The following is a 15,535-nucleotide window of genomic DNA, read 5'->3' on the forward strand; positions in this document are numbered from 1 at the left end:
GAGCAATAGATGAAGAAATTTATGCTATTTACAGGTGGGCTGCTTGCTCTCTTGATACTACTAGCAAACATAGGACCAATGATTCTTTTGGGTGTAAGTGTTTGGTTACTATACGTTATTTTTAAACAGTTTGTAAAAAGTGATTCGACTGTTGGAAAGATAGGTTGGGTAGTTCTAGGGCTTATCGTATTAAGTATTACGTTCTCAAATGTATTTGCAGTGGTCGGACTTGTAGCAGCTTATGTACTGTACCTCATTTACCGAAGCTGGAGAGAGGAAAAGAATGAACCAGTAGTACACACAGTTGATAATAACGACCCATTTACTAATTTTGAACGTCAGTGGGCAGAATTGAACAATTAATAATAAAGGAGTGTTTTCACATGTCAAATTTATTTTCACGTATAAAAGATTCTATATCGGCAGACTTACACACTATGATGGATAAGAAAGAACAGAAAAATCCAATCACTGCACTAAATCAGTACTTGAGACAAAGTGAACAGGAAAAGGAAAAAGTAAGACGACTTGTTGATCGTCAATACAAACTAAAAGAAGAATTTACCAGAGAGTATCATAAAGCACAGGATATGGCTGACAAACGTCTAAAACAGGCTAGTATAGCTGAAAGAGCTAAGGAAGAACAAATGCATGAATTTGCTTTAAAAGAGCATGAGGAGTATCAGGCTCGCGCAGACCGAATGAAAGCATCCCGTGAAGAAGCGGTGGAACAACTAGAATCATTAGAGCAAAAGTATGAAGAAATGAAACATAAATTAAAGGATATGCACTTGAAGCGTATGGAATTAATGGGAAGAGAAAACATCGCAAAAGCAAATCACCAAATGAACAAAGTAGTGGATGAGACTTCAGAGAAGCCGTTTTCAAAATTTGCGGAGATGGAACAGTATATTGAAAATCTGGAGTACAAAGTGAATAGTTCTTATTATCGTAGTACGTTCGATAGTAAAATAGCTAAACTAGAAAAAGAGATGAATGAGCAAACTGCCGAAACCAACTAATTAATGATATAATAGCAGGCGCAGGGAAGGCGTCTGCTCCATTTTAATTGTAGAAAAAAATAATCATCAAGAAAGGCGGGATTCTGTGCTAAAAAGATTTTCAACAGATACACTTAACTGGATATTAATTATCGGCGGAATCCTTCTTATCTTTGAGATCGTTTTTTTCTTTGGTGGTACGATTGTTCCTGCCATTTTTGCAGCCCTGGTTGTTTATTTCGGATGGAGAAAATTTTATCACCTTTGGGGTAAGATTGCCTTCTGGATAGGAGCGGTAATTCTTGTTCTGTCTATATTAAACTTAATGGCTGTTAGGTTTTTACTAGTTGCACTCATTGTGCTGTTCATTATAAATTTCTCTAAGACAAAAAAGGAACCAACGCTACTCGCCCCGGATAGCTCAACAAATAGAACGGGCAATGAAGAAACCGTGAATAGGATCGAACCACTTTTCACGCATCGGTTATTTGGAGATCAAGATACAAGTGAGATGGCGTATAAATGGCGTGATATTAACATACATGGTGGGTTTGGAGATCGTTTGGTTGATCTAAGTAATACCGTTTTGCCGAATGATACAGCAGTGATTTCTATTCGTCACATGATCGGGAATATTCAAATCTATGTTCCTTACGAGGTGGAAGTAAGCATTCATCACAGTTCGGTATTTGGAAGAGCACATGTTTTTGGAGAAACAGATAGAAAATTAATGAATCAATCGTTAATTTACCAAACTGCACATTATGACACAAAATTGCCTAGAGTGAAGATCATAACATCCATTTTCTCTGGGGACATTGAGGTGGTGCGCATATGAATACGGTCGCTCGCCACATTTTCACAGCGGTTTTGTACAGTGTCCTAATTTCATTTAGTATGATTGCTTTAACCTTAATGGTGTTTGTGGATGATTGGCTCTCTGTATTTGATAAAAAGATCGGAGACGTATCGTTTTTACTAGCTGTTTTTATCATTACGGTCACCATGGCATTGGTCATTGGGATTGTCACGGCTGTTTACTGGAAGCAACGTTTAAATCGTGTTGAAAAACAATTACAGGAAATCGTGAAAGGTCAGAAAGCCACCAAATCCTTAGAGTCCTATAAAGAACTTGAAACAATAGAACATTATATGGACCAGGTTCAAAATAAAATTAACAGTCAAGCGGAGCACGCACAGCGATTGGCAACAGAGCGGGCAAATGAAAGAGAACAAAGCCTTCAGGAAATTGTTGTACAAGAAAGAAACCGTCTTGCAAGAGAATTACATGACTCTGTAAGCCAACAACTCTTTGCTGCATCCATGATGATGTCAGCAATCAATGAAACAAATCCTGACAGTGAAATGAAAAAGCAGCTTCTACTTGTTGAAAAAATGATACACCAGTCACAACTAGAAATGCGTGCATTGCTTCTTCATTTACGTCCTGTTGCATTAAAAGGGAAAACATTGCAGGAGGGTGTAGAGGAATTACTTGTCGAGCTAACCGAGAAAGTCCCTATGGAAATTGAATGGAAGGTTGAAACATTTGTGGTGGATAAAGGAGTGGAAGATCAATTATTCCGTATCCTCCAGGAATCTGTCTCGAACACACTTCGACACGCTGAAGCTAATTCGCTTCAAGTTATGCTTATAGAACGCGATCAAACAGTGATACTGAGGGTGGTAGACGATGGGATAGGATTTGAATTGCAAACTAGAAAAACAAATTCCTATGGCCTTCATAATATGCAGGAACGTGCGTTAGAAGTAGGAGGAACGTTTAAAATTGTTAGCGTCCCCGGGGAAGGAACGAGGATGGAAGTTAAGGTCCCCAATTTGAGGAAGGATGGTGAAAATAATGATTAGTGTTTTGTTTGCAGACGATCATGAGATGGTAAGAATTGGTGTATCTGCCTACTTAAGCTCCCAGCCTGATATTGATGTTATTGCTGAGGCAGCGGATGGAGGAGAAGCTGTACTTAAAGCACTTGAGCTAAAGCCTGATATCATTCTTATGGATCTAGTCATGAAAGAAATGGATGGCATTGAAGCGACAAGGCAAATAATAGCACGATGGCCGGAAGCGAAAATTATTATTGTTACGAGCTTTCTTGATGATGAGAAAGTTTATCCCGCATTAGAAGCTGGAGCCACAAGTTATATGCTAAAAACTTCCAAAGCGAGCGAGATAGCTAAAGCGATACGCTCCACCTTTGACGGGCAATCTATCCTTGAACCTGAAGTGACCGGCAAAATCATGAATAGAATGCGTACAAAAAATGACGACCCGCTGCATGCACAGTTAACCGCAAGAGAAGAGGAGATTCTTCTATTAATTGCACAAGGAAAGACAAACCAGGAAATTGCTGATGACCTCATTATTGCTTTGAAAACAGTCAAAGTACATGTGAGCAATATTCTAAGTAAATTAGAAGTACAAGACAGAACACAGGCGGTTATTTATGCTTTTAAACATGAGCTGATAAAATAATAAAGCGAGACGAGAAAAGAAAACTCGGCTCGCTTTTTTTATTACTTGTTTTTTAAAAACGATAAATTAAAAGGTTGTGGTCAAGTGTAGCACGGATAGGTCGCATCCACCTTCAGCACCAATAAACTTCGATTGGAATTGAACTTGTTTTTCCATAGATAAATAATGAAACAAACTCATTCGGCGTAATAACGATCAACTTGATTGTAAATGGAAACAAGCTCGTATAGAATGATTAATTCAGGTGGGAAGCTAGTAGGGTGCTTTCTGTCTCCTCTTGTTATTTCTTCATTATCCTCCCAAAAAATCTCCGTAATCTGTTTTAAATGCTGTGCATGCCTTTTTGTTTGATAATGGTCTGGTTTTTTTAAGGCTTCAGCTAATTCTTTCACCGAAACAAGGATAATGTTACGTTCCTCTATTGACCAAGCAATTGAATTGAATTTACTACTAATCAAATTATCTAAATGGTACTCAATAAGTCTAAGGCTTCGCAATTGATTTTGCATAAGCTGAAATTGGCTTTTTTCCTTTCCAACTAGTGGGTGAAATTTTGCCTCTTCCTTCTGGAAACGTACTAAGGTTTCGGTTTGATGAATTTCCTGGTCTAATTGTTCTACCATCTCTCTAAGAGGTTCTTCCTTTTCTTTTGTCCCCTTAAGTAACGTACAAAAAACCCTGTCAATTGTTTTTCCAGTTTGGATCGCTGTACGATGGATACTGTTTGAAATATTTTTTGTATAATCAGGTGGAAATATAAACATGTTGACAAGAGTAGAAACCACCAGCCCAATGGATGTGGTACCTAAACGGATTAGGAACGAAAGGAAATAATTACTATGAATTACTTCAATCATTGCCACAGCAGTAAGTGTAGCTACAAGTAGGCCAGCATGTAACTTGAGACGAAAACAAGTCATAATTGTAAACATAGCAGCAAGCGTATAGGTGAGTGGGGAATTCCCAAATAGTGATATAAAAAGAACAGCATAAGCTGATCCAATAGCAGAGGCAGGAAAACGAATGATTCCTTTTTTTATGGAATCAGAGACAGTAGGCTCGATGGTAACGATTGCCGTAATAACAGCAAACACTGCTGGCCAGTCCAGCAACTCGCAAATGAACGCTGTAACGAAGATAGCAACCCCTGTTTTAACTACTCGGCTACCAACAAAACGTAACTTCTTCAAAATTATTTCCTCCAATATTACAACATCACTTTAAAATCTATACTAATTTTACCACAAGCCACCTCTATGTGATTAATATAGGATATTGAGACTAAAAAAGCCGGCCGATACTAGACTATTTAATAGAATAAGAGAAAATGATATTTTTTTAAGCGTTTTTTTCCTATACGAAGAAATGTAGGAAACTGCTGATTTGTCAGGGGTTTTACTGCTTTTTGGTTTAAAAAATGGTCCTTTTGTGTCGCTTTTGAAACATAATTGTAATATTCCTCTAACACGCATGAAACTTTTAGCTGTTATACTACGAATTACCTAAGATAGTAACTTACATAGAAAATAAATATATATTTCACATATCTGCTACGATACATAATATTACTAGATAGGCAGATGTGATAGGGAAGCGGGGAAGAAAGTTGAAAAAAACAGTTGTCACATTGACCACAGTAGCGGTGGTTGGTTTAGGTAGTGCATTTTTCAGTGTAAATACCCATGCGGAATCAGTTGATGCATTAAAAGAGAAACAATCACAAATTCAAGAAGATAGAGAAGAAATTAAAGCAGATCTATCTGAAGCAGAAAGCAAGATTGCTGATGTATTAATAGATTTGGAAGAATTAAACAAAGAAATTGAGCGTACAAACGAAGCAATGAAGAAGAACCAAAACAAAATGGATGATACAGAAAAAGATATTGAAGCAACAAAAGAAAAAGTATCTGAACTGGAAGATCAAATTTCAGTGTTAGAGGATGCTATAGAAGAACGCTATAACATTTTAAAAGAGCGCGTAGTGTCTTATCAAAAAAATGGTGGAGATATTAGCTACTTAGAAGTTCTATTTGGAGCAAAAAGCTTTGGTGATTTCGTTAACCGTGTATCTGCAGTAAATAAAATTTCTGATTCAGATAAAAAATTGATGGAAAAACAAGAAGCTGACAAGAAAGAAGTAGAAGAGAAAAAAGATGAAGTTGTTACTAAACTTGATGAACTGAAAGAAATGAAAGTCGAGCTTGAAGGAATGTTAGCTCTTATTAAAGATCAAAAAGAAGAAAATAAAAATAAGAAAGCTATATTAAAAGATAAAAAGAGTGAACTTGTTGTAATGAAAGAAGATCTTCAGGTTAAAGATAGTGATTTAGCATCTTTAGAAAAAGATGTGAAGCAGAGTATTGAGGAGGCAACAGCTCCTGTTGTTGTTCAAACATCAGAGAATAACTCAAATACATCAGATGGTGGGAATTTATCTACTTTAAGCAGTGAAAAAGCCAGTGAAAAGAAATCTGCACCAGTTGCTAAAAAAGGAAATGGTAATCTAAGTGCTGCTATTAATGCAGGATTTCCACACATTGGTCTTCCGTATGTATGGGGCGGTAAAACAACTAGTGGTTTTGATTGCTCAGGATTCGTATCATGGGCCTTTGCACAGGCAGGTTATTCTCTACCATCAAGTACAGCAGGACTATCTAGTGTAGGTACGAAGGTTTCGTATAGCGAAGCTCAACCTGGTGACTTGGTTTTCTTCAATACCTATAAAACGAATGGCCATGTTGGTATCTACCTTGGAAACGGCAAATTTATCGGTGCTCAAAGCTCTACCGGTTTAGCTGTAGCTAACATGACAAGCGGCTATTGGAAAGACACATTTTCTGGTCACGTACGCCGTGTAAACTAATTATCGAAATCCATCCTACGGGGTGGATTTTTTTCTATCTTTTTATCCCCGGAGCAACCGTCCGTAAGACTCCCACTGATTGAAGTTTCACTTCATTGCAAGAGACTGACATAAATCTATTTAACTGCTATCTATTATATTTATTACCCCATAAAATCGGTTATAAACCTTTTCGTCCAAATAAGAGCAAAAATCTTTTTTCCCCCAACTAAATAGCGTTATAATGACATTGATACTATAAAGTTGGAGGAAATTATACATGACTGATGTGAATCAATTTAGAAAAGCTTCGTATGCTATTGATCCTATTTATATAAATAGATGGTCACCTAGAGCATTTTCAGCACAGAAGGTTTCAAATGACGTTTTAAATAGTTTATTTGAGGCTGCCAGATGGGCTCCTTCTGCTGCAAATGTTCAACCTTGGAGATTTGTCTTTGCCTCATCTGAGGAAGACAAGAAAACATTCCTGTCATTCATTAATGAAGGAAATGTAGCATGGTGCAAAAATGCCCCAGTACTTATTGCAGTTATATCAAAGGTAGAAGAAGAACGATTTGGTGGAAATAATCCTGCACATGCTTTTGATACAGGTACGGCATGGGGCTTTCTAGCATTAGAAGCTGCTCGGAAAGGTCTCGTTACACATGCTATGGGAGGATTTAATAAAGAGAAGGCAAAAGAGGCATTATCCGTTCCAGATGGTTATCAATTGCATGCAATTGTAGCGGTAGGTTATCAAGGTGAAAAAAGTAGCCTAGATGCAGCTTATCAGGAGAGGGAAGTCCCTTCTCCACGAAACGAAGTTGAAACCTTTGTTTCAGAGGGCATTTTTAAAGAGAATAGTAAGTGATTTGTATGTATGAATATGGTAGAAGACTCTTTATATTATTTAGAGGGTCTTCTTTTTTGTTACTATTTTTAACGATATAGTTTTATATATTTTTGCAGGATATAAAATATAATTGTTAATAGATGATTGGAAATAATGTAAATATTTTCAGATTTTTGGAACCTTTTTCTATTAAAATGCGTTATACTATATAGTAGGAAAAATTAGAATATTCACCAGGGGGAGATTTTAGAATGGAAAATTTTTTGAAGGCTAGGGAAGATGTTAATAGAATTATTTATGGAAAAGAGGAAGTTGTTGATCTATTATTTGTTTCATTACTTGCTCAAGGACATGTGCTACTTGAAAGTGTGCCTGGTACTGGTAAGACGAAGCTTGCCAAGAGCTTCGCAAAAGTGATGGACGGTAAATTCAGTCGTGTCCAATTTACACCAGATGTGCTACCGAGTGATATTACTGGTATTCGTTTCTTTAACCCGAAAACACAAGAATTTGAATTAAGAATCGGGCCTATTAGTACAAACGTGTTACTAGCAGACGAGATTAACAGGGCAACACCAAAAACACAGTCAAGTTTACTAGAAGCTATGGAAGAATATCAATCTACTGTTGATGGAGAGACCATTAAGATTGCTTCTCCCTTTATTGTTATTGCTACCCAAAATCCGGTTGAGAGTAATTATGGAACATTCCCATTACCGGAAGCGCAGTTGGATCGTTTCTTATTCAAATTAGACTTAGGCTACCCTTCTATTTCGGAAGAGAAACGTATTTTAAATACATATCGACAGACTGATCCCTACGATTCAGTAAATGCGTCATTGACGGTTGAAACCATTGTTGAATTACAAGAAAGAATCCAACTTATTACAGTTTCTGATGTAGTTTCAGATTATTTACTTGAGCTAGTTCATGCATCAAGGGAACATCCGGATGTAGATCTTGGCATTAGTCCTAGAGGGATGCTGGCGCTAATGCGTGCAGGGCAGGCCTATGCATTTATTAAAGATAGAGATTATGTTACCCCACACGATATAAAGGCGCTTGTCCCATATGTGTTTGAACATCGGCTAATTCTTTCGATGGAAGGTTCAATTAAAAAAACAGCAAAAGATGTTGTGAAGGAGATTATTCACACTACAGCTGTTCCAGTTGAAGAAGGAGCAGTTGTGAAATGAAATGGCAAAGAGACCATACAATAGAGGGAAAGGCTGGCTATGACTATGTGTTAGTAGCGATCATCTTATTGGCGATTATTGGTGTTGTTATGAATAACACAATACCCTTTTTGGGGGTTGGCGCAGTCACTGCCTATTTAATTGTATTTAAATGGTATGATAGTGGGATTGGCAAAAGCGTATCTTTAGAAAATCCTACGAGAAGTATTAAACTATTTCCTGATGAAACATTTGATCTAACATTAGATATAGAGAATCGATCCATATATCCTATGATTAATGGGGAGTTTCAGCTACAGATAGGCCCAGCTGTCAAAGCCTTTAAGCATGCACAGGAAAATAAAAATTATTGGCACCAGATCAAAATTCCGTTATCTATCTTACGTAAAAGAAAAGCTCATCTAACTATCCCGATTGTAGCTCAACAGCGGGGGGTAGCTAAAATTAACAATATCATGTATTACTTTCCACATTTATTTCATTTTAACTCGACGCTGATTCGATATATGCCATTTTACCGTACGGAATTTGTTGTTTTTCCAAGGTTGATCGAAGTTAAGGGCGCCGAAGCAGTTTTTCAAATGTTACCGGGAAAAGGCAGGTCTCCTTTTTCTCCATATGAGGATATTCAAAGTCCTTTAGGAACAAGGGAATACCATTATAGTGATCCGTTTCACCGGATAAACTGGAATGCGTCTGTGAAAACACAAAAGCTTCAAACAAATGTTTATGAACGAGAAATTGATCAATCTTTTCTGTTTTTAGTAAACATAGGAAAATCAAAAACAACAAATATGGTACAAACAAATCAGCACATGGAAGCGTTACTGTCTTACACGGCTTATCTATCAAAGATTGCTACTGAAAAGGATATCCCATTTGAATTGTTCATTAATACGAGAAGACCAGGCAAGGTACCAGTTCTTCATGTTCCAGAGGGGGAAGGGAAAAGACATTACGGAACTACTATGGAAATGCTCGCAAGGATTCATAAACAATCCCTAGTATTTCCATTTGATAAAATGCTTTTCAACCTTGGGAATCAAGTCACTCAACAGAAGACCTGTATCATTATTGGAGAACTTACAGAGGATTCGATGAATATTTTAAATAAGTGGAAAAATAAAAATGTCAACATCTTTCATGTTCCATATACAGAAGGAATCTCTAAGGTAAAACCTCTAGGGCAGGAGGTGTTTTCACATGCTGAATAGCCATGCTATAACCCGTTATGCTTACCACTTTTTAAGTGAGGCCCTCATCATTTTAATGTGTTTAATGCCTTTTATATACCATCGCTTTATGTGGGTGCCATACTGGAGTTATTTAATCGTTATAGTGGTAGCATGCTTAGTGTTTAGTCTTATTACAATCTACACTAATTCCTATATTTTTTATATATTGATGGCACCATTATTAGCTGGAGTATTTTATCTGTTAGAGTACCCTGCTATCTTTGTAGTTCTATTGAGTGGATTGCTAGTTTGGCGTTATATTAATATCCGTAAAGAAGACATAATTAGTAGAGAAAGTAATTACATTCTCGCAACATTATTGCTAATGTTGATTATTGGAATGTTGGTTCCTGATCTTAGAGCCATGTTATATCCTTTTCTTGTTATATTTCTAAACGTATTTGGTTTCCTGTGGAGTCACATTGCAGCTTTATCGAAAAAGGAAAGGAAGCAAGTTGATAAGAGGTTAATTCCCGCATTTGCAGGGGTTTTAATTACGGGTGCAATTCTTATTTTCTTTACGTATGATTTCATTCGTTGGGCCCTATCTGGTTTCTATTATGGGGTGATAACCTTATTGGGTGGATCGTTAAGTTGGTTTGCTAGTCTTTTGCAATTTATTGAGGCACCAGATAGAGGTTGGCCAAAGCAAGGAAATCAAATGGACGCAGGAGATGGATTTTGGAATGAATTGGAAGACGCGTCGGTTATAGAGCAGGCCACACCATATATCATAATAGGCACAATAGTTGCACTGCTTCTTTTCGCCATTGTTTTAGTAATCCTATTTTGGAAAAAACGATTTAGCAAGTCAGAAACAGAAGAGGAAATAGAAAGTTCAGTATCCTATAGTGCTCTAGAGAACGATTATGAGCTCCATACTAGCAGAACCTCGCGTCTTAATCGCTGGTTTAACAAACCAAAGCATCCCATAAGAAAGCTAGTATTCCAATTTGAGAAAAAAGCAATGAAGGAGAAAAAGGGTAGAAGAAAGTATGAGACAATCGAAGAATGGTTAAACAGAATAGGTGTTAACGCAGATTTAGAAATATATCAAATGGTGAGATATGGCGAAGTGGAACAGGTAAGTCAAGCGGACGTAGAAAAACTTCGTTTAGTAATAAAGGAAGCGGATTTTCATTTTGAACATTAAGATTTAGGTCGTAGTATATAGAAGCCAACACTAGGAGATAGAGAAACTAAACAACTCCTATTGTTGGCTTTTTTTAGGTGGGTCCCATCCCTTTATGCTAGCATACGATTACAATTTTTCTCCCTTTTTTAGCTTTCCAAACGCCGTTTACTATGTTTACTTAGTAATACTTAAGGATACATACATGTAAGAGTTGAACTATTAAGTAAAGGAGTGCCGATCATATGAATTTTAATAAAGAAATAGAAAAGCTTGAAAACATTAGAAGAGAAGGATCGAATAAGGTCTTTACCATGTATCTAAATACAGATCCATCTGACCCTGAGCAACAGGGTGGAGAATGGAAAATACATTTCAAAAATGGATTACGTAATTTTGAACAGTATTTAGAGGAGTCAGGCGATAAGGAAGAGCGTAAAAATTTTCAACTTGTTAAGCAAAAGGTAGAAAAGTTTGTAAAAGGAAATGAGCAACAGTTTTTAAGAAGTGTTTTCATCATTGCTACTGCTGATGAAGAAGTTTGGTTTGCAGATCGAGTGCAAATGAGGATGGAAACAGAGTTCTTCTGGCAGGAGACTCCAGAATTAACGCAGTTACGTAAGTTGACTGATGTCTATCCAAAATCAGGAATCATCTTAGTTCAACAGGATCAAGTCAAAGTAATTGAAGCACACCTGAATGAAATTGAAGATACTGAGTCGTTTGAATTGGACTTAGATACAGATGATTGGCGCATAAAGAAGGGCCCTAAACCTTTACAAGGGCAAGGAGCAAACGTGCAAAAGGACAATTTCCAATCACGCTTTGAGGCCAATAAACAACGTTGGTATAAGCAAATTGCCCCTAAGCTGGATAAACGTGCCAAGGAGCATGAATGGGAAAAGATATTCGTTGTAGGGGAACCTGATCCTGCAAATGCTTTAAAAGACCAATTAAATAAACCTGTAGAACAGATAATCCAAAAAAATATGCTTGACCATGAAGAGTCTAAGGTTCTTGAAGAAGTATTTGGTTAATAAAAATAAAGGGGCTGGCACATAACGTCCTAGCCCCTTTTTAAAATGCGAACAATAAAATAAGAAAAAAGACTGCTTCATTACCGCTACGGAAAATACTCCGCTTTCCGTGGGCACGGCCTTAGTCTCCTCAGAAGCAAAAATCGCTTCTTGCGGGGCCTTCGGACTCGTGCTGTTCCCACAGGAGTCTCCGCATTTTTCTTCGCTAAAGTGTGATTAAGATAAATATAGATTAGGGACTATCCGGAATTACCCGAACTTTTTCTACAATTCACTTCGTTTGAGCGTCCGGTTTTTTCTTTTTTAATTTTTTATGTCCCATCCTCTTTGTTAATTTCAAATCTAAATTAATTTGTACTGGTTAACAGGTGAAGAACGATAGCAGCGCTTCCTATTGATATAACCAGTGAGCTAACAACATAGCGCACGGCCTGTTTATATTTGTTTTCCTGTATAAGCATGATTGTTTCATTGCCGAAGGTAGAGAATGTTGTAAAAGCACCGCAAAACCCTATGCCTGCAATGGCCCAGATGCCGTCTGAAATGTTTTCTTGTTGGTGTAAATGAAATAAATATGCGAGCAGGACAGAACCCGTTATGTTTACAATCCAGGTTCCAACGAGCCGTTTGTTTATATGTAGAGCTATCATAAAGCGCAAGATAGCACCAAAAAATCCTCCAATTGCTACTAAAACCATCATGAGCTAGAACGCTCCAATCGAGATGCGAGCTTCAATCCAAGAAAACAACATGATAATCCAGCGATGATACTTATTACTATGTAACCAATGGCAAGGATGGGGACTACACTCCACAATGAAATAGCCTCTATAGTCAAAGTTGAAAATGTTGTAAACCCTCCAATTAACCCTACAGTTAATGCAACAAAGACAGCAGGAGAAAGACGCTTCTTAATAATAGGTAAATGCATAATAAAACTTAGAAAGAAGCATCCTACCAAATTAGCGAGAAGAGTCGCGTAAGGGAACAGAGTATTAGCAGGAATTACAATGGTAACTGCATACCTGCCTACTGCTCCTAACATACCTCCAGCCCCTACACTTAAAACCGTTTTCCAATCTCCTTCTTTCATGCTGTTTTACATACTGGACATAAACCATAGATCTCAAATTTATGATCTTCAACTTCGTAGTTGCGTAAATCAGATTGTACAGCGTCCATTGGGCAGACAGATATTGCTTTTGTTTTCCCACAATCTTTACAAATAAAATGATGATGATGATGATCATTACAATTAAATCGGAAATGTTTTTCTCCATTTAACTCGGTCGTTTCCAATATCCCTATATCGTTATATAAATGCAGATTACGGTAGACTGTATCAAAACTTATGCCATCATAACTTTTTTCTAAGTGCCTAATAAGTTCTTTGGCCGTACGATAACCGTCAGCTTTGGAGAAAAAGGATAGAATGTCCTTTCGCTTTCCAGTTGTTTTATACCCGTGTTGCTTTAAAAGTTGTATTGCTTCTTCTATATTCATTAGGCTTCCCTCACTTTTCTAGGTTTCCATGTTAGTCGCTTTAATACAATGGATAAAAGTAAAATAGCAATGGATACCATTACAATGGTACCACCTGGTGGAATACTTAGATAATAACCTGATATTAACCCTATGATAACAGCTAATTCGCCAAAAACAATAGATAGAAACATCATTTGTTTAAAACCTCTCGCAAGCCGCATACTTGCAGCAACAGGAAGTGTCATTAAGGCTGATACGAGCAACACCCCAACAATTCGAATGGAAGCAGCGATAACGAGAGCCGTAAGGACAATAAATAGGAGATGAATCCGTTTAGCATGTATGCCTGATACTGTTGCATGCTCTTCATCAAAAGAAAGTGTAACTAACTCTTTGTAGAACAATGTAATGATTAGGACGATAAAGATGGCAATCCCTGCAATTGATAAAAAGTCTTGCTTACTCACAGCTGATACGGAACCAAATAGATAATTAAATAATTCTGTATTAAATCCATCGGCCAGGGAGATGAAGATCAGGCTTAAGCCGACACCTCCCGATAAGATAATGGGAATGGCGATCTCCTGATAGGCCTGATAAACACCACGCAATTTTTCAATTAAAATAGATCCTACAACTGAAAAGGCCATACCACCATACAGTGGTGTAATCCCAACAGCGAATTTTTTATCAAGAAATAAACCGAACGCAATACCTGCCAATGTAACATGTGAGAGTGCATCTGCTAAAAGAGATAGCCTTCTAACTACAATGAAAGTACCTAACAACGGAGCGATTACGCCTATCAGTAAACCAGTTAAAAAAGTGTGTCGTAAAAATTCATATTCAAAAAAATCTGCTAGCATGTTGTTTCCTCCATTAATGATCGTGTGTAACAAGGTTTACAGGATGTCCGTAAAGCTTTGATAGGTCTCTGTCTGTTAAGTTATTGTACTCCTCCGGTTTTCCATGGAAATGAAGTCTTGTGTTTATACAAGCAATATCTGTGGCGTGTTCAGTCATGGTCCCCGTGTCATGGGTTACCAATAATAATGTAATGCCATAATCTGTGTTTAAACGGTTAAGAAGCTCATAAAAGCGTTGAACATTTTCGTAATCTACTCCAACTGTTGGTTCATCAAGGATAAGTAACTCAGGGTTGTTTACAAGAGATCTTGCGATAAATACACGTTGTTGCTGACCACCAGATAGGTTGCCTATATTTTGGTAGGCATAATCAAGCATCCCCACCTGATCTATCGTTGATAGAATCTTTTCCTTGTGTGCTTTTGTTAAAAACTTCAAATAACCAACCTTTGCCGTCAAACCCATTGAAACAACTTCAAACACCGTTGCAGGAAATCCTTTATTAAAAGAATTGGCTTTTTGTGAGACAAATCCAATTTTATTCCACTCTTTAAATTTGTCCCTAGGTTGGTCTAATAAATCAATTGAGCCCTCATCTGGATTTATAAGACCAAGTAGAAGCTTTATGAGTGTAGTTTTCCCACCGCCATTTGGGCCAATAAGTCCCATGAAGGACCCTTTTGGAATGGAAAAATTTATTTTTGTCAATACATTTTTTTGTTCGTAGGCATACGATACATCCTTAAAACGAACTACAGGACTTTCCATACTATTCCTTCTTTCTAATTTATAGCTATTACTCCGCGTGTAACGAGTAAATCCCCATTAGTATTGCACGAAGTACATAACGCATGCCAAAGGGGTTTTTAAATTATTTTTCATTCTATTAAATGTTCCTTTATTATCTTATCTTATTAGTAACAAATTGTAAATAAGAATGATTACGTTTTGAAGGGGAGGTTTTAGATAGGGAAATTTAGGATACACAACAAAATAAAGAAGATGTATTGAAAAAGGAGGAAATAAAATGCAAACAACTTTAGATGTACAAGGAATGACATGTGAAAATTGTGAGACCAAAGTGAAGCAGGCATTGGAATCTTTAGAGGGTGTAACTGGTGTGGAAGTTCACATAAATACAGGAAGCGTTGATGTCACGTATGATAATGCACAGGTAACCATCGGAGAAATGCGAAAAGCTGTTGAGGAAAAAGGTTATCGCGTCGTGGTTTAATATGTTTTGAATGAAAAAAGCATGGTCACATGAACTTTTTTCATAAAGGGCTGGTTCTTATAGGAGCAGCCCTTTCTTTTTCTCTACAAGGTAAGACAAAAAACAACAAACTATATACGAAATATCATAAAAGGTGGTAAAATAGTCTTAATCTTG

18 protein-coding genes are annotated in these 15,535 nt (G+C 37.1%); 12 read left to right on the forward strand and 6 right to left on the reverse strand.

All coding sequences use genetic code 11. From position 1 onward, the window contains the following. Positions 1 to 9: 9 nt before the first annotated feature. The 5 genes from BN985_RS08600 to BN985_RS08620 all read left to right on the forward strand — a co-directional run bounded on the left by BN985_RS08600 (position 10) and on the right by BN985_RS08620 (position 3,495). Positions 10 to 363 carry a lmo0954 family membrane protein gene (locus BN985_RS08600; RefSeq protein ID WP_042222591.1) on the forward strand — a complete coding sequence of 118 codons (354 nt, stop codon included), beginning with the start codon at positions 10 to 12 and terminating at the stop codon, positions 361 to 363. 20 nt (positions 364 to 383) lie between these two features. Continuing rightward, positions 384 to 1,022, forward strand: coding sequence for a PspA/IM30 family protein (locus BN985_RS08605; protein WP_042222593.1), 639 nt, complete (start codon positions 384 to 386; stop codon positions 1,020 to 1,022). 85 nt (positions 1,023 to 1,107) lie between these two features. Next, the gene (gene liaF, locus BN985_RS08610) at positions 1,108 to 1,839 is read left to right on the forward strand and encodes a cell wall-active antibiotics response protein LiaF (protein WP_042222596.1); all 732 of its coding nucleotides are present in this window, start codon (positions 1,108 to 1,110) and stop codon (positions 1,837 to 1,839) included. Next, positions 1,836 to 2,870 carry a sensor histidine kinase gene (locus tag BN985_RS08615; RefSeq protein ID WP_042222598.1) on the forward strand — a complete coding sequence of 345 codons (1,035 nt, stop codon included), beginning with the start codon at positions 1,836 to 1,838 and terminating at the stop codon, positions 2,868 to 2,870. Before liaF ends, BN985_RS08615 begins: the two co-directional genes overlap by 4 nt. Continuing rightward, positions 2,863 to 3,495: a response regulator gene (locus tag BN985_RS08620; RefSeq protein ID WP_042222599.1), complete on the forward strand. Its 633-nt coding sequence runs from the start codon at positions 2,863 to 2,865 to the stop codon at positions 3,493 to 3,495. The genes BN985_RS08615 and BN985_RS08620 overlap by 8 nt, the downstream gene beginning before the upstream one ends. A 176-nt stretch (positions 3,496 to 3,671) precedes the next feature. On the opposite strand, the gene BN985_RS08625 is transcribed toward BN985_RS08620, so the two are convergent. Beyond that, a complete protein-coding gene (locus BN985_RS08625) occupies positions 3,672 to 4,685 on the reverse strand; it encodes an aromatic acid exporter family protein (RefSeq protein ID WP_042222601.1) in 1,014 nt (337 codons plus the stop codon). Positions 4,686 to 5,101: 416 nt separating this feature from the next. Here BN985_RS08625 and BN985_RS08630 point away from each other — a divergent pair, with 416 nt between their 5' ends. The 6 genes from BN985_RS08630 to BN985_RS08655 all read left to right on the forward strand — a co-directional run bounded on the left by BN985_RS08630 (position 5,102) and on the right by BN985_RS08655 (position 11,793). Then, positions 5,102 to 6,358 carry a C40 family peptidase gene (locus BN985_RS08630; RefSeq protein WP_042222604.1) on the forward strand — a complete coding sequence of 419 codons (1,257 nt, stop codon included), beginning with the start codon at positions 5,102 to 5,104 and terminating at the stop codon, positions 6,356 to 6,358. A 259-nt stretch (positions 6,359 to 6,617) separates the two neighbouring features. Next, entirely contained in the window at positions 6,618 to 7,211 is a 594-nt protein-coding gene (locus BN985_RS08635) for a nitroreductase family protein (RefSeq protein ID WP_042222606.1), read from the forward strand. 233 nt (positions 7,212 to 7,444) lie between these two features. Next, on the forward strand, positions 7,445 to 8,389 hold the full coding sequence (locus tag BN985_RS08640) for an AAA family ATPase (RefSeq protein ID WP_042222609.1): 945 nt from the start codon (positions 7,445 to 7,447) through the stop codon (positions 8,387 to 8,389). Continuing rightward, complete coding sequence (locus BN985_RS08645; RefSeq protein ID WP_042222611.1) at positions 8,386 to 9,603, forward strand: DUF58 domain-containing protein; 1,218 nt, start codon at positions 8,386 to 8,388, stop codon at positions 9,601 to 9,603. Before BN985_RS08640 ends, BN985_RS08645 begins: the two co-directional genes overlap by 4 nt. Continuing rightward, positions 9,593 to 10,777, forward strand: a complete 1,185-nt coding sequence (locus BN985_RS08650) for a hypothetical protein (protein WP_042222613.1) — start codon at positions 9,593 to 9,595, stop codon at positions 10,775 to 10,777. The genes BN985_RS08645 and BN985_RS08650 overlap by 11 nt, the downstream gene beginning before the upstream one ends. 224 nt (positions 10,778 to 11,001) lie before the next feature. Further along, complete coding sequence (locus BN985_RS08655; RefSeq protein WP_042222614.1) at positions 11,002 to 11,793, forward strand: VLRF1 family aeRF1-type release factor; 792 nt, start codon at positions 11,002 to 11,004, stop codon at positions 11,791 to 11,793. Between the two features lie 347 nt (positions 11,794 to 12,140). On the opposite strand, the gene crcB is transcribed toward BN985_RS08655, so the two are convergent. The 5 genes from crcB to BN985_RS08680 are packed head-to-tail and all read right to left on the reverse strand — an operon-like array spanning position 12,141 to position 14,913. Further along, positions 12,141 to 12,494 carry a fluoride efflux transporter CrcB gene (gene crcB, locus BN985_RS08660; RefSeq protein WP_042222616.1) on the reverse strand — a complete coding sequence of 118 codons (354 nt, stop codon included), beginning with the start codon at positions 12,492 to 12,494 and terminating at the stop codon, positions 12,141 to 12,143. After that, positions 12,491 to 12,886 carry a fluoride efflux transporter FluC gene (locus BN985_RS08665; protein WP_042222618.1) on the reverse strand — a complete coding sequence of 132 codons (396 nt, stop codon included), beginning with the start codon at positions 12,884 to 12,886 and terminating at the stop codon, positions 12,491 to 12,493. Before BN985_RS08665 ends, crcB begins: the two co-directional genes overlap by 4 nt. After that, positions 12,883 to 13,296 (reverse strand): Fur family transcriptional regulator, encoded by a 414-nt coding sequence (locus BN985_RS08670; protein ID WP_042222620.1) that lies wholly within the window; start codon positions 13,294 to 13,296, stop codon positions 12,883 to 12,885. Before BN985_RS08670 ends, BN985_RS08665 begins: the two co-directional genes overlap by 4 nt. Then, positions 13,296 to 14,144: a metal ABC transporter permease gene (locus tag BN985_RS08675; RefSeq protein ID WP_042222621.1), complete on the reverse strand. Its 849-nt coding sequence runs from the start codon at positions 14,142 to 14,144 to the stop codon at positions 13,296 to 13,298. Before BN985_RS08675 ends, BN985_RS08670 begins: the two co-directional genes overlap by 1 nt. A 13-nt stretch (positions 14,145 to 14,157) precedes the next feature. Continuing rightward, on the reverse strand, positions 14,158 to 14,913 hold the full coding sequence (locus BN985_RS08680) for a metal ABC transporter ATP-binding protein (protein ID WP_042222623.1): 756 nt from the start codon (positions 14,911 to 14,913) through the stop codon (positions 14,158 to 14,160). A 259-nt stretch (positions 14,914 to 15,172) separates the two neighbouring features. On the opposite strand from BN985_RS08680, the gene BN985_RS08685 reads away from it, so the two are divergent. Continuing rightward, positions 15,173 to 15,379, forward strand: coding sequence for a cation transporter (locus BN985_RS08685; protein ID WP_042222625.1), 207 nt, complete (start codon positions 15,173 to 15,175; stop codon positions 15,377 to 15,379). The last annotated feature ends 156 nt before the right edge of the window (positions 15,380 to 15,535 follow it).

Origin of the sequence: Oceanobacillus manasiensis, assembly GCF_000724085.1 — a bacterium.
Taxonomy (GTDB): domain Bacteria; phylum Bacillota; class Bacilli; order Bacillales; family Amphibacillaceae; genus Oceanobacillus_B; species Oceanobacillus_B manasiensis.